Source organism: Mesorhizobium sp. ANAO-SY3R2, assembly GCF_042466635.1.
Classification (GTDB): domain Bacteria; phylum Pseudomonadota; class Alphaproteobacteria; order Rhizobiales; family Rhizobiaceae; genus Aminobacter.
Genome location: NZ_CP159955.1, coordinates 1,998,318 through 2,017,033, shown reverse-complemented (window position 1 = coordinate 2,017,033; position 18,716 = coordinate 1,998,318). Strand labels below are relative to the sequence as shown.

General features: G+C 63.6%; 14 protein-coding genes, 1 pseudogene and 1 riboswitch. Of the genes and pseudogenes, 4 read left to right on the top strand and 11 right to left on the bottom strand.

Annotation, left to right across the window (positions count from 1 at the left end; all coding sequences use genetic code 11):
* Positions 1–3 precede the first annotated feature (3 nt).
* The 9 genes from parE to ABSY17_RS14500 form a co-directional block, all read right to left on the bottom strand.
* On the bottom strand, positions 4–2,064 hold the full coding sequence (parE, locus tag ABSY17_RS14540) for a DNA topoisomerase IV subunit B (RefSeq protein WP_378951947.1): 2,061 nt from the start codon (positions 2,062–2,064) through the stop codon (positions 4–6).
* Positions 2,065–2,211: 147 nt separating this feature from the next.
* Positions 2,212–5,022: an aminomethyl-transferring glycine dehydrogenase gene (gene gcvP, locus ABSY17_RS14535; RefSeq protein WP_378951944.1), complete on the bottom strand. Its 2,811-nt coding sequence runs from the start codon at positions 5,020–5,022 to the stop codon at positions 2,212–2,214.
* A gap of 13 nt (positions 5,023–5,035) precedes the next feature.
* Complete coding sequence (gcvH, locus tag ABSY17_RS14530) at positions 5,036–5,404, bottom strand: glycine cleavage system protein GcvH (RefSeq protein ID WP_378951941.1); 369 nt, start codon at positions 5,402–5,404, stop codon at positions 5,036–5,038.
* A 5-nt stretch (positions 5,405–5,409) separates the two neighbouring features.
* Positions 5,410–6,510, bottom strand: a complete 1,101-nt coding sequence (gcvT, locus tag ABSY17_RS14525) for a glycine cleavage system aminomethyltransferase GcvT (protein ID WP_378951938.1) — start codon at positions 6,508–6,510, stop codon at positions 5,410–5,412.
* Between the two features lie 150 nt (positions 6,511–6,660).
* A riboswitch (glycine riboswitch) is annotated at positions 6,661–6,747 on the bottom strand.
* A gap of 83 nt (positions 6,748–6,830) precedes the next feature.
* Positions 6,831–7,622: a molybdopterin-binding protein gene (locus ABSY17_RS14520; protein ID WP_378951935.1), complete on the bottom strand. Its 792-nt coding sequence runs from the start codon at positions 7,620–7,622 to the stop codon at positions 6,831–6,833.
* A 1-nt stretch (position 7,623) separates the two neighbouring features.
* The gene (locus ABSY17_RS14515) at positions 7,624–8,502 is read right to left on the bottom strand and encodes a cytochrome b/b6 domain-containing protein (protein ID WP_378951932.1); all 879 of its coding nucleotides are present in this window, start codon (positions 8,500–8,502) and stop codon (positions 7,624–7,626) included.
* A gap of 126 nt (positions 8,503–8,628) precedes the next feature.
* Positions 8,629–9,219, bottom strand: a complete 591-nt coding sequence (locus ABSY17_RS14510) for a DUF1345 domain-containing protein (RefSeq protein ID WP_378952700.1) — start codon at positions 9,217–9,219, stop codon at positions 8,629–8,631.
* 62 nt (positions 9,220–9,281) lie between these two features.
* Entirely contained in the window at positions 9,282–9,758 is a 477-nt protein-coding gene (locus tag ABSY17_RS14505; protein ID WP_378952697.1) for a YaiI/YqxD family protein, read from the bottom strand.
* A 104-nt stretch (positions 9,759–9,862) separates the two neighbouring features.
* Positions 9,863–10,990 carry an S-(hydroxymethyl)glutathione dehydrogenase/class III alcohol dehydrogenase gene (locus ABSY17_RS14500; RefSeq protein ID WP_378951929.1) on the bottom strand — a complete coding sequence of 376 codons (1,128 nt, stop codon included), beginning with the start codon at positions 10,988–10,990 and terminating at the stop codon, positions 9,863–9,865.
* 273 nt (positions 10,991–11,263) lie between these two features.
* Between ABSY17_RS14500 and dnaE the strand changes: the two genes are divergently transcribed.
* From dnaE to ABSY17_RS14480, 4 genes and pseudogenes are all read left to right on the top strand, one after another.
* On the top strand, positions 11,264–14,743 hold the full coding sequence (gene dnaE, locus ABSY17_RS14495; RefSeq protein WP_378952694.1) for a DNA polymerase III subunit alpha: 3,480 nt from the start codon (positions 11,264–11,266) through the stop codon (positions 14,741–14,743).
* Between the two features lie 116 nt (positions 14,744–14,859).
* Positions 14,860–15,816: pseudogene (locus ABSY17_RS14490) on the top strand (glycine betaine ABC transporter substrate-binding protein).
* A gap of 34 nt (positions 15,817–15,850) precedes the next feature.
* Entirely contained in the window at positions 15,851–16,537 is a 687-nt protein-coding gene (locus tag ABSY17_RS14485; protein WP_378951926.1) for a L,D-transpeptidase, read from the top strand.
* Positions 16,538–16,692: 155 nt separating this feature from the next.
* On the top strand, positions 16,693–16,911 hold the full coding sequence (locus ABSY17_RS14480) for a hypothetical protein (RefSeq protein ID WP_378951923.1): 219 nt from the start codon (positions 16,693–16,695) through the stop codon (positions 16,909–16,911).
* Here ABSY17_RS14480 and ABSY17_RS14475 read toward each other — a convergent pair.
* Together ABSY17_RS14475 and ABSY17_RS14470 are read right to left on the bottom strand one after the other, a co-directional pair.
* Positions 16,908–18,230 (bottom strand): RNA polymerase sigma factor, encoded by a 1,323-nt coding sequence (locus ABSY17_RS14475; protein WP_378951920.1) that lies wholly within the window; start codon positions 18,228–18,230, stop codon positions 16,908–16,910. The two genes, ABSY17_RS14480 and ABSY17_RS14475, sit on opposite strands and share 4 nt — an antisense overlap.
* A 3-nt stretch (positions 18,231–18,233) precedes the next feature.
* Positions 18,234–18,644 carry a YciI family protein gene (locus ABSY17_RS14470; RefSeq protein ID WP_378951917.1) on the bottom strand — a complete coding sequence of 137 codons (411 nt, stop codon included), beginning with the start codon at positions 18,642–18,644 and terminating at the stop codon, positions 18,234–18,236.
* Between the last annotated feature and the right edge of the window lie 72 nt (positions 18,645–18,716).

Here is an 18,716-nt window from a genome sequence, read left to right as displayed (position 1 = left end):
GGGTCAGATGTCCAGCGCTTCGGTAGTCGCGAACTCCGCACGCTCCTGGATGAAGCGGAAACGCAACTCGGGCTTGGTGCCCATCAGTGCGTCGACTGCATTCTTGGTCTCGTCGACGTCGTCGATCACATCGACCCGTAGAAGCGTGCGCTTCCTGGGGTCCATCGTCGTTTCCTTGAGCTGGCTGGCCATCATCTCGCCGAGGCCCTTGAAACGGCCGATCTCGATCTTGCCGCGCCCGGTGAACTCGGTGCGCATGAGTTCGTCCTTGTGGGCGTCGTCGCGGGCGTAGGCGACCTTGCCGCCCTGCCTGATGCTGTAGAGCGGCGGCACGGCCATGTAGAGGTGGCCACCGCGGATCAGTTCCGGCATTTCCTGGTAGAAAAAGGTGATCAGCAGCGAAGCGATGTGGGCCCCGTCGACGTCGGCGTCGGTCATGATGATGACGCGGTCGTAGCGCAGGTCTTCTTCACGGTATTTCAAGCGCGTGCCGCAACCCAGTGCCTGGATCAGGTCACCGATAAGCTGGTTCGATGTCAGCTTCTCGTGACCGGCGCTGGCGACGTTCAGGATCTTGCCGCGCAGCGGCAGGATCGCCTGCATCGAGCGGTCACGCGCCTGCTTGGCCGAGCCACCGGCCGAGTCACCCTCGACGATGAACAGTTCGGCGCCTGCTGCCGCATTCTGCGTGCAATCGGCCAGCTTGCCAGGCAGGCGCAGCTTGCGCACCGCACTCTTGCGCGAGACTTCCTTTTCCTGCCTGCGACGTACGCGCTCGTCGGCGCGAGCGATCACCCAGTCGAGGAGCTTGGAGGCTTCCTGCGGATTGTCGGCGAGCCAGTGGTCGAACGGATCGCGGATCGCCGTCTCGACGATGCGCATGGCCTCGACGGTCGCCAGCTTGTCCTTGGTCTGGCCGACGAATTCCGGTTCGCGGATGAACACCGACAGCATGCCGGCCGCCGAGATCATCACGTCTTCGCTGGTGACGATGGACGCGCGCTTGTTGCCGACGAGGTCGGCATAGGCGCGCAGGCCGCGCGTCAGGACGTTGCGGAAGCCCATTTCATGGGTGCCGCCGTCGCCGGTCGGGATGGTGTTGCAGTAAGAGTTGATGAATCCGTCGCCACCATACCAGGTGACGGCCCATTCCATCGAGCCGTGGCCGCCTTGCTTGTCGCTCTTGCCCGAGAAGATTTCGCGGGTCACCTGCATCTCGTCGCCGAGCGAGGCCTTGAGATAGTCGCCGAGACCGCCAGGGAAGTGGAAGACGGCCTTGGCCGGCGTCTCGTCTTTTTCCTTGAGCAGTGCCGGATCGCAGCTCCAGCGGATCTCGACGCCGCCGAACAGGTAAGCCTTCGAGCGCGCCATCTTGCAGATGCGGGCCGGCTCGAAATGCGCATCCTTGCCGAAGATTTCGGGATCGGGGTGGAAACGAACCTTGGTGCCGCGCCGGTTGTGCACGTCGCCAAGGCTTTCGAGGCCGCCTTGCGCGATGCCGCGTGAAAAGCGCTGGCGGTAGAGTTGGCGGCCGCGTGCGACCTCGACTTCGAGCACGTCGGACAGGGCGTTGACCACCGACACGCCGACGCCGTGCAGGCCTCCGGAGGTCTCGTATACCTTGGAATCGAATTTGCCGCCGGCATGCAGCGTCGTCATGATGACTTCGAGCGCCGACTTGTTCTTGAACTTTGGGTGCGGATCAACAGGGATGCCGCGGCCGTTGTCGGTGACGGTCAGGAAGCCTTGTGCATCAAGTTCGACCTCGATGAAGGTGGCATGGCCGGCAACCGCCTCGTCCATCGAGTTGTCGATGACTTCGGCGAACAGATGGTGCAGCGCCTTTTCGTCGGTGCCGCCGATATACATGCCCGGACGGCGGCGAACCGGCTCGAGACCTTCGAGAACCTCGATGTCGGCGGCGCTATAGCCTTCGCTGCCGTCCTTGGCCGGCGCCGGGCGCTTTGCCACCGCTGCTGCCTGCACCAGCGGATCCGCCGGGCGGGAGACCGGGCGGGCGGGCTGCTTGTCGAAATTGCCGAAAAGATCGTTGCTATCGTCCATGGGCGGGCGAGGTTTCCAGTCTGCGAATCACTAGTGATAGTGCCATGCATCGGATGGGAACGCGACATGGGTTCCCCTTTTGTACAAATGCAAAAGCGCCGGAGAACCGCGTAACGCGGCTTTCCGGCGCTTTCAAGTCTTACGTCACTATTCGGCGGCGCCGAGATAGGCGTCAAGCGGCGGGCAGGCGCAGACCAAGTTGCGGTCGCCTGCGACGTTGTCGATGCGCGACACTGGCGACCAGTACTTGGCCGTCGTGTCGGGATCGCCGCCCGGATAGGCCGCTTCGAGGCGCGAGTAGGGGTGGGCCCACTCGACTGCCAGCGCTTCGGTCGCCGTGTGCGGGGCATTGACCAGCGGATTGTCGTCCTTCGGCCATTCACCCTTCTCGACCTTCGCCGCTTCGTTGGCGATGGCAATCATCGCCTCGCAGAAACGGTCGATCTCGCGCTTCGGCTCGGACTCGGTCGGCTCGACCATCAGCGTGCCGGCAACCGGCCACGACATGGTCGGAGCGTGGAAGCCGTAGTCGATCAGCCGCTTGGCGATATCCTCGACGGTGATCCCGGCGCGGTCTTTCAGGACACGCGTGTCGAGGATGCACTCATGCGCGACACGGCCGTTCCTGCCCTTGAACAGCACCGGATAGTGCGCCTCGAGCTTGGTGGCGATGTAGTTGGCGTTGAGGATCGCCTGCTCGGTAGCTTGCTTGAGGCCCGAAGCGCCCATCATCCGGATGTACATCCAGGTGATTGGCAGGATCGAGGCGCTGCCGAAGGGGGCTGCCGAAACCGCGTGGTCGCTGCCTGCGTCGACGTGACCGGGCACGAAAGGTGCAAGGTGCGCCTTGACGCCGATCGGGCCGACGCCGGGGCCGCCGCCGCCATGCGGAATGCAGAAGGTCTTGTGCAGGTTCATGTGGCAGACGTCGGCGCCGATGTCCGCCGGACGCGAAAGTGCGACCATCGCGTTCAGATTGGCGCCGTCGAAATAGACCTGGCCACCATGCGAGTGCACGATTTCGCAGATGTCGCGCGCGCCTTCTTCGAACACGCCATGCGTCGAGGGGTAGGTGAACATCAGCGCCGCCAGCCGGTCGGCATGCTGCTCGGCCTTGGCCTTGAGATCCGCGACGTCGATGTCGCCGTCGTCGAGGCAGTGCACGACCACCACTTCCATGCCAGCCATCGCAGCACTGGCCGGGTTGGTGCCATGCGCAGACGACGGGATCAGGCAGATGTTGCGCTGGGTCTGGCCGCGCGACAGATGATACCGGCGGATGGCCAAAAGCCCGGCATATTCGCCCTGGCTGCCGGCATTTGGCTGAAGGCTGACAGCATCGAAGCCGGTGATCTCGCACAGCCAGGCTTCGAGATCGTCGGTCATCGCGCGATAGCCGAGCGAATGCGACTTAGGCGCGAAGGGGTGCAGATTGGCGACCGACGGCCAGCTGACCGGCATCATCTCGGCGGCCGCATTGAGCTTCATGGTGCAGGAGCCGAGCGGGATCATGGCACGGTCGAGCGCGAGATCCTTGTCTGCCAACCTGCGCAGGAAGCGCATCATGTCCGTTTCCGAGCGGTTTTCGTGGAACACCGGCTGGGTCAGGAACTCCTTGCCACGCGGCTTGCCCGGCAGCGAACGCTTGGCCTCGGCAGGCGCCTTGGCACCGAACAGTGCTGCGATCGCATCGAGATCCGCGTCCGTCGAGGTCTCGTCGAAGGCGACCGAAACATGGTCGGCGTCGATGACACGCAGCAGGCGGCCGGTCTTCTCTGCCTCGGTGGCGATGGCTTCCGCCTTGCCCTTGACCTCGACAGTGACAGTGTCAAAGCGCTGGGCGCCGAGCACGCTGAGGCCGGCAGCCTTCAGGCCTTCGGAGAGGCGGCTCGCCAGCGTATGGACGCGCTCGGCAATCGCCTGCAGGCCGGCGGCGCCGTGCCAGATGGCGAAGGATGCCGCCATGTTGGCGAGCAGGGCCTGTGCCGTGCAGATATTGGATGTGGCCTTGTCGCGGCGGATATGCTGCTCGCGCGTCTGCAAGGCAAGCCGATAGGCGGGGCGGCCCTTGCTGTCGACCGATTGGCCGACGAGGCGGCCCGGCATCAGGCGGGTCAGCTTGTCGGAGACGGCGCAATAGGCAGCGTGCGGGCCACCAAAGCCCATCGGCACGCCAAAGCGCTGCATCGAGCCCGTGGCAATGTCGGCGCCGAGGCTGGCAGGGGTATCGGTGACGGTCAGGCTGAGCGGATCGGAAACGAAGATCACCAGCGCGCCCAAGGCCTTGGCCTTCTCGATCGCGGCCTTGTGGTCGCCATAGACGCCGTTGGTGTCGGGCCAGGAGACGATCAGGGCAGCGGTATTGTCGTCGATGGTCTCGCCGTCGATCTCGGTGCCGAGCGGTTCGGCGCGGGTGCGGACAACGTCGAGGACCTGCGGGTGGGGCACGCCGGCAAGGGCGACGCGGCTGCGCTTGTCGCGGTGATGGCGCAGCGCAATGCCCACGGCTTCGGCCACGGCGGTTGCTTCATCGAGCAGCGAGGCGGAGGCGACGGGCAGGCCGGTCAGTTCTGCGACCAGCGTCTGGAAGTGGAACAGCAGTTCCAGGCGGCCCTGGCTGATTTCCGCCTGGTAGGGCGTATAGGCCGTGTACCAGGCGGGATTTTCGAACAGGTTGCGCTGGATGACCGGCGGCACATTGACGCCGTGATAGCCGGCGCCAATGAAGCTTTTCAGCACCTTGTTGCGGCCCATCTTCTCGCCGAGTTCGGCCAGAGCCTCGTGCTCGGTCGCGGGCGCGGGAAGTGCCAACGGGCGGTCGAGCCGGATCGACTTCGGCACGGCCTGCGAGATCAGCGTTTCCACCGAGGGTACGCCGAGCGCGGCGAGCATGACGCGGGTATCAGCCGCGCGTGGCCCGATATGGCGAGCCGAGAAGGGATAAGGTGCAGTGGTCATCCTGGCGATCCTGTCAACCGATATGCGCTTTGTAGCCGGCCTCGTCCATGAGGCCTTCGAGCTGTGCCGGATTGGCGAGCTTCATCTTCCAGAGCCAGCCGTCGCCGGTGGCGGCGTTGTTGACGAGCGCCGGATCGGCCGACAGCGCGCCGTTGGCGTCGACGATCTCGCCGTCGACCGGGGCGTAGACATCAGAAGCGGCCTTGACCGACTCGACGACGACGGCGACGTCGCCCTTGGCGACCTTGCGGCCAGCCTCAGGCAGGTCGACGAAGACGAGATCGCCAAGCTGTTCTTGGGCGTAGTCGGTGATGCCGACGGTGGCGATGTCGCCCTCGACGCGGATCCACTCGTGGTCTTCGGTGAAGTAGGTCGTGGTCATGGAAATTATCCTTTGCGATAGCGATGCGGCGTGAAGGGAAGGGCGTGTACGTCGACAGGCACCTTGGTGCCACGCACGTCGGCGAAGAGGCGGGTGCCAGCCTTGGCGAGCGGGGTGGAAACATAGCCCATGGCGACCGGATGACCTGCCGAGGGGCCGAAGCCACCCGATGTGACGCGACCGGCAGGGTTGCCTTCGGCGTCGAACAATTCGGCGCCCGAGCGCACCGGCTGGCGTCCCTCAGGCTTCAGCCCGACGCGCTTTTCCGTGGCGCCCACGGCAAGGATCTTTGCGAGCGCGGCAGCACCAATGAATTTGCCCTCGGCGCGCAGGTCCTTGGGAATCGCCCACATCAGGCCAGCGCTCACCGGGTTGGTGTCAGGCGTGATGTCGTTGCCGTGCAGGCAAAGGCCCGCTTCGAGGCGCAGGCTGTCGCGGGCGGCGAGGCCGATCCACATGGCGCGCTCGTCGGCAAGCAGCTTGCCCAGCAGTTCGCGCGCATCGGCTTCCGGCAGGCCGATCTCGAAACCGTCCTCGCCGGTATAACCCGAACGGCTCATAAACCAGTCGGCGCGTGGCTCAAAGCCCTGCATGAAGAAGAGTTGGTCGGTGGCAATGCCGGCCTTTTCAATAACAGCTGCCGCTTCGGGTCCCTGAATCGCCACGAAGACGCGGTCGAGCGGCTCGACACTGGCATCGAAATCCTTGGCCAGCGCGCGCAGATGCGCCTCGTCGGCGGCGGCATTGCCGGCGTTGGCCACCACCATGAAGCGTTCGTCGCCGAGCCTGGTGATGATCAGGTCGTCGACGATGCCGGCCGTCTCGGTAAGGAAGAAGGTGTATTTCGACTGCTTGAACTCAAGTGCTGCGGCATCGAGCGGGCAGGCGCGGTTGATGAGGTCGGCGGCGCCGGGGCCGCTGACCACGAACAGCTTCATGTGCGAGATGTCGAACAGGCCGACATGCTCGCGGGTGTGAAGATGCTCCTTCATCACCCCGGCGGGGTAGGTCAGCGGCATGTTCCAGCCGGCGAAAGCGCCAAAGCGCGCGCCAGCGGCGGTGTGAAGATCTGCAAGTGGAAGTTGGTTGGTGGTGTCGCCCGTCATGTCATCTCCAGAGTCGCACGCAATCGGCCGCTAATTGCAGCCAGTCCGTGCCCCTCTGTCTGAAGCCTGAGAGACTCGCGCAACCGGAACTCTGTCGGTTGTGCTTACACCTTCGGCGCGGGATCGAAGTCCCGACTTTCCAGAGTGTCTATCCCGTCTACGGTTCTTTTGCCTGAGAGATTTCGGGCGATTTCCCCTTCGGCGACAGCTTTCGCTGTTCTCTCCCGCAAACAGGTAGAGCCCGCAAAGGCCCTCGACAAGTCGTCATTAGCCCAAGCACGGTGCTTTGTCACGTGATTGCTGTCGGGTTATCCCGCTTCTCAGATGCCGCCGTACCAGTCGTAGCCGCGGTCTTCCCAGTAGCCGCCCTTGCCGAGCCCCATGGCGCCGAGGCTGTCGACCAGCTCGATCCTCTTGAGGTATTTCGGCATCTTGTAGCCGAGTTGACGCTCGACCCGCACGCGCAGCGGCGCGCCGTTCTCGACCGGCAGAGGCATGTCGTTCATGCCGTAGGCCAGGATCGTCTGTGGATGGCGGGCGTCGATCAGGTCGACCGAGCCGTAATATTTGTATTCTCCGGACAGGTCGCGTTCGATCGTGTCGAGACAGTGGAACACGACATAACGCGCCTGCGGCTTCACCACAGCCTGGTCGAGCACCAACGACAGCGGAACGCCGGTCCATTTGGCAATGCAACTCCAGCCCTCGACGCAGTCATGGCGGGTGATCTGGGTGCGCGGGGGCATATCCATGAGTTGCTGCCGCGACAACGACAACGGCCTTTCCACCAGCCCCGCCACCTCCAGCCGCCAATCCGCAAAGTCGTTCGACAAAAGCCGCTGGTAGACAGGATCGTCCGGCGCGGTCACGCCGTTCGGACGCTGCGGCTGGCGTATGTCTGCCTGGGTGAACTCCTGGGCTAGCGTATCGCGTCCGGCGAGCAGGCGTTGCGCGTGATAGGTAAGGTCGTTGGCCTTGGCGAGGAAGTTGCGCACGCCGTTGTCGCGGTCCTGCAGGAAGTCGAAGGCGTCACAGCCGGAGAGGGCGGCGCCCGAGATGCCGAGCGTGGCGGCGGTGAGGAAGCGGCGACGGGTTATGTGGAACTTCGGCATGTCAGTCGCTCCCTTCGGTGGGACGCTCAGGTGGCAGCGGATCGGTGCGATACCAGCCGGTGATGATCGAGCGCAGTTCGTTGATCGGCCCTGCAGCGACGATCATCAGGATATGAATGATGAAGAAGCAGACGATCAGTACCATGGTGGCGAAGTGGATCGTGCGCGCCGTCTGCCGCCCACCGAAGAGGTCGGTGAGGAACGGCACGGCCGCATCCATGCTTGGCGACATGGTGAGCCCGGTCAGGATCATCAGTGGCAAGAGCACGAACAGGACGCCGCCATAGGCGAATTTTTGCAGCGTGTTGTAGTCGCGGTCATGGTGGAACCTGAACCTGATGTGATCGGTGATGTCGTGGGGCAGGCGGCGAAAATCCTCTGCTCGGGGCGCAAGGTCGCGACGCAGATGCCCGTTCACGGCACTGGCGATGAGCCACACCAAAAGCGTGGCCGACAACACCCATGCAAAGAAGAAATGCACCACCCGCCCGGTGGCAAGATCTTGCCCGGAGGGGATCGTCGCCCAGGACGGGAAGGCCCGCTCGCTCTGTTCGTCCTCGGGGCCGGACAGGCCGAGAATTCCCGTGGTGTTGACTCGATGACCGAAGAGATCGGTGTAGCCAATTGAATCATCGTCGGTATCTTCAGCGCCAATAGCCAGGACGTCGTTTGAGAACTGGAATCCTGACTGCTTGCCGATATAGAGTGCTGGATGTGCGTTGAAGATCTGCAGACCGCTGAGCAGCAGGAAGAACAGCGAAATCGCCCAGATCCAGTGGGTGAGGCGGGTCCAGCCGGCTTGGCGGTAGATCAACTCGCCTTGCGATGCGGCCTGCGGTTCTCCGTCGGCAGTTTGCGTATTTCGTTCAGAACTATCCATCGCAATCGTCCTCCGCTGGCCTTGGCCACGGCGGGACGCAATCTTGCGCCCTTTCAGAGGAAATTACGCGGCCCTATTGGCTTCGGTTTCAGCGCTGCGATGATATTCGCGTGATCGCGGGACCGTTCAGCTGGCTAACGACACGACGAGATTGACGGCTGCCGCGACGATGACGGTATTGTAGAAGAACGATACGATGGAATGCACAAGCACGGCAGCGCGCATCTGGGTGCTTGAGATGTTGGTATCGGCCGTTTGCGCCGTCATGCCGATGACCACCGCGAAATAGAGGAAGTCCCAGCCGACCGGCCTCTCGGTTCCGGGGAACAGCAGGCCGCCTACTGGCTTGCGGGCGCGCGTTGAGGTGGCCTCGGCCTTCTTGTCGCCTTTCCAGTAGAGGCGGGCATAGTGCAGGGCCGCCATCGAGTGGATGGTGAACCAGCCAAGCGGCAGCGATGTGACCGAGAAGGCAAGCCAGAAGGGATGATGGACCTGCTTCGCGTTCATCAGCAGGAAAAGCGACCCGACCGCCACGCATGCGATCGCCGCTGTCACCAGGAAGATGATCCAGACCGGTTCGTCTGCCTGCTGGGCACGCCTGCTCAGGAAGTCGGCCGTCAAGCTCGGCATCTCCATTAGTACCAAGAAGATGTAGGTAGCGAAAAAAGCGTTGGCGCCGATCGCGTAGCTCAGCGGATGTCGTAGCACCAACGCCATTCCAAGCGCGGCGAGGCCGACGACGGCGCCGGCGAGGAAGGCGAAATGTCTGGGAAACTGCGTCACGCTGTCGTTCCTCCGGCAGATCGTACTGACTGGAGCGCGCGTCGCGCGATCTGGTCAAGTGCTCCGAGGAAACGCGAGCGATCCTGTGGCGCGAAGGACGCGTTGTAGCCCTTGCTTTCGCCAGTTTCGCGCAGATGCTGCTTGAGGTCGCGCATCGCCACCGCCATACCGATGGTCTCGGGTGTGAACGGTTTGCCGGTGGGGCCCAGCACATATGCGCCGAGCGCAACGGTTCTTGCTGCCAACGGAATGTCGGCGGTCACGACAATATCGTTGGCGCGCGCATTCTCGACGATCCAGTCGTCGGCCGCGTCCGCGCTCTTGGAGACGACGACATGGCGGACCATTGGGTCGCGGGAAGGACGCAGTCCTCCGTTCGACACGAAGGTGACCACCAGCCCAAGTCGGTCGGCGACCTTCTCGGCCTCCGCCTTCACCGGGCAGGCGTCGGCGTCCACATAGATGATGGGCATGTTGTCGGTCATTTCAGTGTCATTTCGGCAACGAGGTCGCAAGGCTTGCGGCTGCGACAGGGGACAACCGCGCCATCTGGGCGGTGCGGTTGTCTCGAACAGGATCAGTAGACGACGACGCTCCTGATGCTCTCGCCGGCATGCATCAGGTCAAAGCCCTTGTTGATGTCTTCGAGCTTGAGCGTGTGGGTGATCATCGGGTCGATCTGGATCTTGCCGTCCATGTACCAGTCGACGATCTTCGGCACGTCGGTGCGGCCGCGGGCGCCGCCGAAGGCCGTGCCCATCCAGGTCCGGCCGGTGACCAGCTGGAACGGACGCGTCGCAATTTCCTGGCCAGCACCTGCGACGCCGATGACGACCGACTTGCCCCAGCCGCGATGCGACGATTCCAGCGCCTGGCGCATCACCGTGGTGTTGCCGGTGCAATCGAAGGTGTAGTCGGCACCGCCAATCTGGTCGGCACCGCGCTTGGTCATGTTGACCAAATAGGGAACGATGTCGCCGTCGACCTCCTTCGGATTGACGAAATGGGTCATGCCGAAGCGCTCGCCCCAGGCCTTGCGGTCATTGTTGATGTCGACGCCGATGATCATGTCGGCACCGGCGAGGCGCAGGCCCTGGATGACGTTGAGGCCGATGCCGCCCAAACCGAAGACGATCGCCGTCGCGCCGATCTCGACCTTGGCCGTATTGATGACCGCACCGATGCCCGTCGTCACGCCGCAGCCGATGTAGCAGATCTTGTCGAACGGGGCGTCCGGATTGACCTTGGCGAGTGCAATCTCGGGCATCACGGTGAAGTTCGAGAAGGTCGAGCAGCCCATGTAGTGGAAGATCTTATCCTTGCCGATGGAGAAACGGCTCGTGCCGTCGGGCATCAGGCCCTGGCCCTGGGTGGCGCGGATGGCGGTGCAGAGGTTGGTTTTCCGCGACAGGCACGACGGGCACGAGCGGCATTCGGGCGTGTAGAGCGGAATGACATGGTCGCCCTTCTTGAGCGAGGTCACGCCCTTGCCGACATCGACAACGACGCCCGCACCTTCATGGCCGAGGATGGCTGGGAAGATGCCCTCGGGATCGGCGCCCGACAGCGTGAACTCGTCGGTGTGGCAAATGCCGGTTGCCTTGATCTCGACCAGCACCTCGCCCTCGCGCGGGCCTTCAAGGTCCACCTCCATGATCTCGAGCGGCTTTCCGGCTCCAACGGCTACGGCGGCGCGGGTTTTCATGGTGGTCTTCCTTCTCGAGTATGCAGAGGGCAAAAGTTCGGGGGCAAGGTTTCAGGTTTTGCGTAGGCGATCAACCATGAAGGCCATCGCAAGTGCTCGCGATGCTGCAACCGACATGGTACTCCACAACCGGTTGCCGGCGCGACCCCTTGCAGGATGGACATGGCTACGCGCGTGACCGAATGTGGGCGACGTAGCATCCCTGAAAGGGCAGACGATTCGATGTCGAGTGAACGGCCGCCACGCGATCCCCTCAAGCGTGAAGCGCTGAAAATGGAAGCAAAGCCAGAGGTTTCCGCGCGGACTTTCATCCATCTCCGCGTCCACTCCGCCTATTCGCTGCTCGAAGGCGCGTTGCCGCTCGGCAAGGTCGTCGGCCATGCGGTGAAGGACGCCGCACCGGCGATCTGCGTCGCCGACAGCAACAACCTTTTCGGTGCGCTGGAATTTGCCCAGAAGGCGACCAAGGACGGTGTCCAGCCACTGATCGGCTGCCAGGTCGATATCGACTTCGCCGATGGTGGCGACAACGCCCAGCGCGGCCAGGGCTGGAAGCAGGCACTCGACCTCTTCCCGATCGTGCTGATTGCCGCGACCGAGGAGGGGTACGCAAACCTCGTGCGCCTGGTCAGCCGCATGTATCTCGACACGCCGAACGGCGAGCCAGTGCACGCCAAGCTCGACTGGCTCGGCAATCTGGCCGATGGCATCATCTGCCTGACCGGCGGGCCGCGCGGACCGGTCGGAGCGGCGATCAAGAGCGATCACGCTGCGCTCGCCGAGAGCCGTCTGCTCACCTTGCAGGCGATGTTCGCAGATCGGCTCTATGTCGAGCTTGAACGCCTCGCCAGCTACGACCGCGGCATCGAGGCTGCCACCATCGAATTGGCCTATCGCCATCGCCTGCCACTGGTCGCCACCAACGAGGCCTTCTTTCCCGCGCGTGCCGACTACGAGGCGCATGACGCACTCATCGCAATCGCCGAAGGCTCGGTGGTCGCCGAAGACAATCGGCGCCGGCTGACGCCCGACAATTTTCTCAAGTCGCAGAAGGAGATGTCGGAGCTTTTTGCCGATCTGCCTGAGGCGATCGACAATACGGTCGAGATCGCGCGTCGCTGCTCGTACTATCCCAAGAACCGCAATCCGATCCTGCCGCGCTTCACCGGCGGCGACATCGCCGACGCCGCCGCTGCAGTGGCGGCTGAGGCGGCGGAACTGACGCGCCAGGCGCATGACGGCCTCGCCATGCGGCTCGAGACGCGCGGACTGGCGGACGGCTACACGCCCGAGCAATACAAGGAACGGCTGGAATACGAGCTCGGCATCATCGAGCGCATGAAGTTCCCTGGCTACTTCCTCATCGTCGCCGACTTCATCAAATGGGGCAAGATGCAGGGCATCCCCGTCGGGCCCGGCCGTGGTTCGGGTGCCGGTTCGCTCGTCGCCTATGCGCTGACCATCACCGACGTCGATCCGCTGCGTTTCTCGCTACTGTTCGAACGCTTCCTCAATCCGGACCGCGTCTCGATGCCCGACTTCGACATCGACTTCTGCCAGGACCGGCGCGAAGAGGTGATCCGCTACGTCCAGGGCAAGTATGGCCGCGACCAGGTCGGCCAGATCATCACCTTTGGTACGCTGCAGGCGCGCGCGGTGCTGCGCGACGTTGGCCGCGTGCTCCAGATGCCCTACGGCCAGGTCGACAAGCTGAGCAAGATGGTGCCGCAGAACCCGGCCAATCCTGTTACGCTGGCCCAGGCGATCGAGGGCGAGCCGCGCTTCGCCGAGGAGGCCGAGCGCGAGCCGATCGTCCAGACCCTGCTCGACATGGCACAGAAGCTCGAAGGGCTCTACCGCCACGCCTCGACCCACGCCGCCGGCATCGTCATCGGCGACCGGCCGCTGTCCGAACTGGTTCCGATGTACCGAGACCCGCGCTCGGACATGCCGGTCACCCAGTTCAACATGAAGTATGTCGAGCAGGCGGGGCTGGTGAAGTTCGACTTCCTCGGCCTCAAGACGCTGACCGTGCTGCAGAAGGCGCTACAGTTCATCAGCCGTCGCGGCGTCGACATCGACCTTGCGCTGATCCCGCTCGACGATCCCTTGACCTACGCCATGCTGTCGCGCGGCGAGACGGTCGGCATCTTCCAGGTTGAAAGTGCGGGCATGCGCAAGGCGCTGATCGGCATGAAGCCCGACCGCGTCGAGGACATCATTGCGCTCGTGGCGCTCTATCGCCCCGGCCCGATGGAGAACATCCCGACCTACAACGCCCGCAAGCATGGCGACGAGGAGATCGCCTCGATCCATCCGATGATCGACCATCTGGTGAAGGAGACCCAAGGGGTCATCGTCTACCAGGAGCAGGTCATGCAGATCGCCCAGGAGCTGTCTGGCTATTCGCTAGGCGAAGCCGACCTTCTGCGCCGCGCCATGGGCAAGAAGATCCGCGCCGAGATGGACAAGCAGCGCGAGCGCTTCGTCACCGGTGCGGTGGAAAAGGGCGTCTCAAAGCCGCAGGCCAACTCCATTTTCGATCTTTTGGCGAAGTTCGCCGACTACGGCTTCAACAAATCGCACGCTGCAGCCTACGCCATCGTCTCCTACCAGACGGCCTATCTCAAGGCGCACTACCCGGTCGAGTTCCTCGCGGGCTCGATGACCTACGATATGTCGAACACGGACAAGCTCAACGACTTCCGACAGGACGCCATGCGCCTCGGCATCGAGGTCGTGCCGCCGTCCGTGATGACCAGTTTTCGCGACTTCGAGGTCGGCGAAAAGAAGATCTTCTACTCGCTGGCCGCCATCAAGGGCGTCGGCGAAGCCGCCGTCCACCACATCGTCGCCAAGCGGGCCGAAAAGCCTTTTGCCAGCCTCGCCGATTTCTGCGAGCGGATCGATCCGAAGATCGTCGGCAAGCGTGTGCTCGAAAGCTTGATCATGGCGGGCGCGCTTGACTGCTTCGGCCATGAGCGCGCGGCAATGATGGCAGGCATGGAACGTATGATGGGCCTTGCTTCGCTGGCGCATGAGAACGCCACGATCGGACAATCCGACATTTTCGGCAGTGCTTTTTCCGGGCAGGCGCCGGTTCTGCATTTGCCGCAGGCGGACGCCTGGCTGGCGGCTGACCGACTGCATCGCGAATTCCAGGTCGTCGGCTTTTACCTCTCGGCCCACCCGCTCGACGAATACAAGACGGCGCTGGAAAAGATGCGGGTGCAGAACTGGGGCGACTTTGCCGCCGCGGTGAAGCGCGGGGCGACCGCCGGGCGGCTGGCGGGTACGGTCACGACCAAGCAGGAGCGCAAGACCAAGACCGGCAACAAGATGGGCATCGTCCAGTTCTCCGACGTCTCCGGCCAGTTTGAGGCGGTCATGTTCTCCGAAACGCTGGCGCAGTACCGCGATCTCTGCGAGCCCGGCAAATCGGTGGTGATCACGGTTGCGGCCGAAGACCGGCCCGAAGCCGTCAGTCTGCGCATCCAGACGGTGCAGCTGCTGGAGGACGAGGCGAGCCGGGTGCAAAAGACACTGCGCATCTTCGTCCGCGACGCTGCCCCGCTCGGCACGCTGTCCAACCATCTGACGGTGCGCGGCGAAGGCGAGGTGAGCTTTATCGTGCTCAAGGGCGAGGCGCAGGGCGAGATCGAGATCGAATTGCCGAACCGCTATCGCATCACGCCGTCCATCGCTTCTGCGATGCGTGCAGTGCCCGGGGTCGTCGAGGTCGAACTGGTCTAGACGATCGGCAGTAGATGCCAGCCTTGGTCGTTGTCCAAGGTCGATCCGGGCGGCATTGACACTGTATATGGAAGAAATCATGCTGATTGGCAGCGGAAACGAGGCTGCCGGTGAAGATGAAAACTTCTTCGTGTGTTGCTGTCGCGGCAATTGTACTGGCAGCGAGCGCCCTGCGCGTATCGGCTGCTGACCTTGTGGTTGCGATGCCGAATTGGCCTTCCGGCCAGGCGAGCGCCAACATCATCAAATACACGCTTGAACAGGGCCTGCATCTCCAAGTCGACGTGCAGGAGATGGGAATGCTGATCGCGTTCAACGGGCTCGATGCGGGCACGGTCGATGTCCACCCCGAGGTCTGGCAGCCCAACTTCGATTCATTGGTCAAGAAGTACAGCGCCGAGCGGGGCACGGTGAGGCTGAGCCCGCACAGTGTCGACGCCACGCAAGGCCTGTGCGTCACCCGCAAGACCTTTGACGATTATGGCGTGCGCGACGTGAGCGACCTGGCCGATCCCAAGAAGTCCGCCGTGTTCGACACCAATGGCGATGGCAAGGGCGAAATCTGGATCGGCGATGTCACCTGGTCGTCCACGGACATCGAGCGGATACGGGCCAAGAGCTATGGCTACGCCGAAAGCATGACGCTGTTGGAGATGCCCGAGGAAGTGGGCATGTCGGCGGTCGATGCGGCTGTCGCCACTGACAGGCCGATCGTTTTCTACTGTTACAGTCCGCACCACGTCTTCGGGCTGCGCGACATCGTCCGGCTGAACGAGCCTGCGCATGATCCAGCCAAATGGAACGTGGTTCTGCCTTCCGAGGATCCGTTCTGGCTGTCGAAATCGCAAGCCCCCGTTGCCTGGGATCGCTCGCATTTCAGCATAGGATATGCCGCCGAATTTGCGAAACGCCTGCCCGATGCGGCGAAGATTCTCGACCGCATCGATTTCACGACGCAGGAGGTCGTGGAGATGAGCTACGCGCTCTAGGTGGAGCGCAAGGATCCTTCCGACTACGCGCAGCAATGGCTGGCGAGCCATCCGGACCGCATCAAGGCGTGGCTGCAGAAATGATGGCGGAGTTGGAAACGCATCGGAGAGCAGGTCGATGAAGGCATCACTGAAACGGGCTTTCGGTGGCGGGTCGACAGGACGGGCATTAGCGATTGCGATTGCCGCGGCGACCTTGGCGACCACGGCCTTGGCCGACGGAACGCAGATCTTCGATCCGAAGACGCATAAATGGATCAACTACGACCGCAAGAAGGCCCGGCAGTACTACGCTGCCCACAACCAGGTGTCCGAGGCATTTCGCCGACAGATCGTGACCTTCAGAACCGCCGAGAAGCCGGGCACGATCATCATCGATGGCAACCAGCATTTCCTGTATCTCGTGCTGCCGGGCCTGAGGGCCGTTCGCTATGGCATCGGCGTCGGCCGCGAAGGGTTCGGCTGGGCCGGTATCCTCAGGGTGGGGCGCTCCGCGGAATGGCCGACCTGGACGCCGCCAGCCGAGATGGTGGCACGCGACCCGAACGCGGCCAAGTTTGCCGGCGGCATGCCCGGCGGCCCCGACAACCCGCTCGGCGCGCGGGCGCTCTATCTCTACCAGGGCGACCAGGACACCATCTACCGCATCCATGGTACGCCCGAACCCTGGACCATCGGACTCGACGTTTCGTCGGGCTGCATCCGCATGAACAATGACGACATCGTCGACCTGCACGCGCAGGTTCAGGTCGGTGCAAAGGTCGTGGTGCTGATGCAGGGGGCTGCACTTTACAAGGGTGTTTGACCGGGGCGGTTGACCGGACCGCTGCCCGGACCGGCGAAGGCCACTGTGTCCAAGGGGGGAAACTGAGCGTGCGAACAGAATGCATTGTCGGGCTTGCTGCCCTGGCGGCTGTTTCATTGACCGGCTGCACTTCAACTGCCCCCGAGCCGCAGGATATGGCACGCACGGCTGTTCAAACAGCCCCGGCCGACCTGCAACTGACCTGCGCAAGCGCTGCAGCGACCTCGGCTGGCGTGGACGCCAACACCGTTCTGCCCATCGGCTCGGCCCTGATCGACGCCACGCGCTATCAGGTCGAACTCAATGCCAGCGGCCAGCGCTTCAATTGCGTGATCGACAATGTCGGCAACGTCGTTTCGGTTCAGAGGGCCTAGGCTCCGTGGCCCAGGCAGGCGCTTGCTTGCCTGAGCAGCATCGCCCGCTCGCGTTCATTTTGCGTGAGGGCGGCGGCGCGTTCGAACTCGCAGCGTGCTTCGGCGAGGCGGCCGAGCTTCATCAATAGGTCGGCGCGCACGCTGGGCACCAGGTGATAGTTGCGCAGTGTCGGCTCGTGCGCGAGTTGGTCGGCAAGTTCCAGACCGGATGCCGGGCCGAAGGCCATGGCGAGTGCCATGGCCCGGTTGAGTTCGATGACCGGTGAAGGGGCAAGGGCCGCCAAAGTCGAATAGAGGCCTGAAATCCTGACCCAGTCGGTTTCGTCAGCCGTGCCTGCCCGTGCATGGCAGGCAGCGATGGCTGCCTGCAGGGTGTAAGGACCGGGCCGCACAGCCGATACTTCGGCCCTCTCGAGAGCTGCCAGCCCGTGCTTGATCAGCAGCCGGTCCCAGCGGGCGCGGTTCTGGTTCAGCAGCAAAATCGGCTCGCCATTGCTACTGGTTCGCGCAGCCAGGCGCGAAGCCTGGAGCTCCATGAGCGCCACTAGCCCGTGCACTTCCGCATCGCCGGGTGCCACTCCGGCGAGGATGCGGCCCAGGCGCATGGCCTCCTTGCATAACTGCGGCCGTATCAGGTCTTCGCCCTTGGTGGCGGAGTAGCCTTCATTGAAGACGAGGTAGAGCACTTCCAGCACCGACGAGAGGCGCTCGGCGCGCTCCGGACCGGAAGGCAGTTCGAACGCGGCCAGGGACTGGGCAAGGCTGCGCTTGGCGCGGACGATGCGCTGCGCCATGGCCGGTTCCGAGACGAGGAAGGCGCGCGCGATTTCCTCGGTGGTCAGGCCGCCGACGAGGCGCAGGGTCAGCGCCACCCGCGCCTCTGTCGACAGGACCGGATGGCAGGCGACGAACATCAGTCCCAGAAGATCGTCGCCGAGATCGTCGTCGAGGTTCGGCTGCTCGACCAGGCTGTCGGCTTCCGCCTCGGCGCCGAGCAGCGCCATCTTGCCTTGGGCCATTCTGGCGCGGCGGAAATGATCGATGGCGCGCCGCTTGGCCGAGGTAATCAGCCAGGCACCGGGCCTGTCGGGGACGCCGGTCTCCGGCCAATGCCTGAGCGCCGCGATCAGCGCGTCCTGGGCGAACTCCTCGGCAAGCCCGACGTCGCGGACGAAACGGGTCAGCGCGGCGATGATCCGGGCCCTCTCGATCCTGAACACAGTTTCGATGGCGCGATGTGTCTCACGGCTCCTGGCCACGTTGTCGTTGGCGTCGGATCCTTGCGACGATGTAGCCGAGGGGTGGTCGTTTGCGGCCATCTGCTATTTGTCTTGCGCGATGCCCATTTCGCGGAAGCGTTCAATACCTTCGCTGGGCTCGAAGTCCTCGAGCTCGAACATCTGGCGAATCTCGATCTCGCCGTCCCCGATCTGGGGGTTGGGAAAGCGGTTGACCCACTCTATCGCTTCCTCGCGCGTCTTGACCTGGATGATGGTGTATCCGGCAATGAGTTCCTTGGTCTCGGCGAAGGGGCCGTCGGTCACCGTCTTCTTGCCGCCGCTCCAGTTGATCCGCCAGCCCTTGGAGCTTGGCTGAAGGCCGCTGCCATCGAGCAGCACGCCGGCCTTGGCCAGTTCCCCGTGATAGTCGGCCATGGCGGAGATCATCTCCGCCGGCGGCATGACGCCGGCCTCGGAATCCTTGCTGGCTTTGACGACGATCATGAAACGCATCTTCAGTCTCCCTGGCTTTGCGGCGCGGCAACTGCTGCCGAACTTTCCTTGCATCGACTAGACGAGCAATGG

Bases quoted from the DNA above. Each gene is read 5' to 3' on its own strand.
- ABSY17_RS14470 (WP_378951917.1), bottom strand. From the start codon at position 18,644: ATGCGTTTCATGATCGTCGTCAAAGCCAGCAAGGATTCCGAGGCCGGC.
- gcvH (WP_378951941.1), bottom strand. From the start codon at position 5,404: ATGACCACGACCTACTTCACCGAAGACCACGAGTGGATCCGCGTCGAG.
- ABSY17_RS14500 (WP_378951929.1), bottom strand. From the start codon at position 10,990: ATGAAAACCCGCGCCGCCGTAGCCGTTGGAGCCGGAAAGCCGCTCGAG.
- ABSY17_RS14480 (WP_378951923.1), top strand. From the start codon at position 16,693: ATGGCACGCACGGCTGTTCAAACAGCCCCGGCCGACCTGCAACTGACC.
- dnaE (WP_378952694.1), top strand. From the start codon at position 11,264: ATGGAAGCAAAGCCAGAGGTTTCCGCGCGGACTTTCATCCATCTCCGC.
- ABSY17_RS14485 (WP_378951926.1), top strand. From the start codon at position 15,851: ATGAAGGCATCACTGAAACGGGCTTTCGGTGGCGGGTCGACAGGACGG.
- ABSY17_RS14515 (WP_378951932.1), bottom strand. From the start codon at position 8,502: ATGGATAGTTCTGAACGAAATACGCAAACTGCCGACGGAGAACCGCAG.
- ABSY17_RS14505 (WP_378952697.1), bottom strand. From the start codon at position 9,758: ATGCCCATCATCTATGTGGACGCCGACGCCTGCCCGGTGAAGGCGGAG.
- gcvP (WP_378951944.1), bottom strand. From the start codon at position 5,022: ATGACCACTGCACCTTATCCCTTCTCGGCTCGCCATATCGGGCCACGC.
- ABSY17_RS14510 (WP_378952700.1), bottom strand. From the start codon at position 9,219: ATGGCGTTGGTGCTACGACATCCGCTGAGCTACGCGATCGGCGCCAAC.
- gcvT (WP_378951938.1), bottom strand. From the start codon at position 6,510: ATGACGGGCGACACCACCAACCAACTTCCACTTGCAGATCTTCACACC.
- ABSY17_RS14475 (WP_378951920.1), bottom strand. From the start codon at position 18,230: ATGGCCGCAAACGACCACCCCTCGGCTACATCGTCGCAAGGATCCGAC.
- ABSY17_RS14520 (WP_378951935.1), bottom strand. From the start codon at position 7,622: ATGCCGAAGTTCCACATAACCCGTCGCCGCTTCCTCACCGCCGCCACG.
- parE (WP_378951947.1), bottom strand. From the start codon at position 2,064: ATGGACGATAGCAACGATCTTTTCGGCAATTTCGACAAGCAGCCCGCC.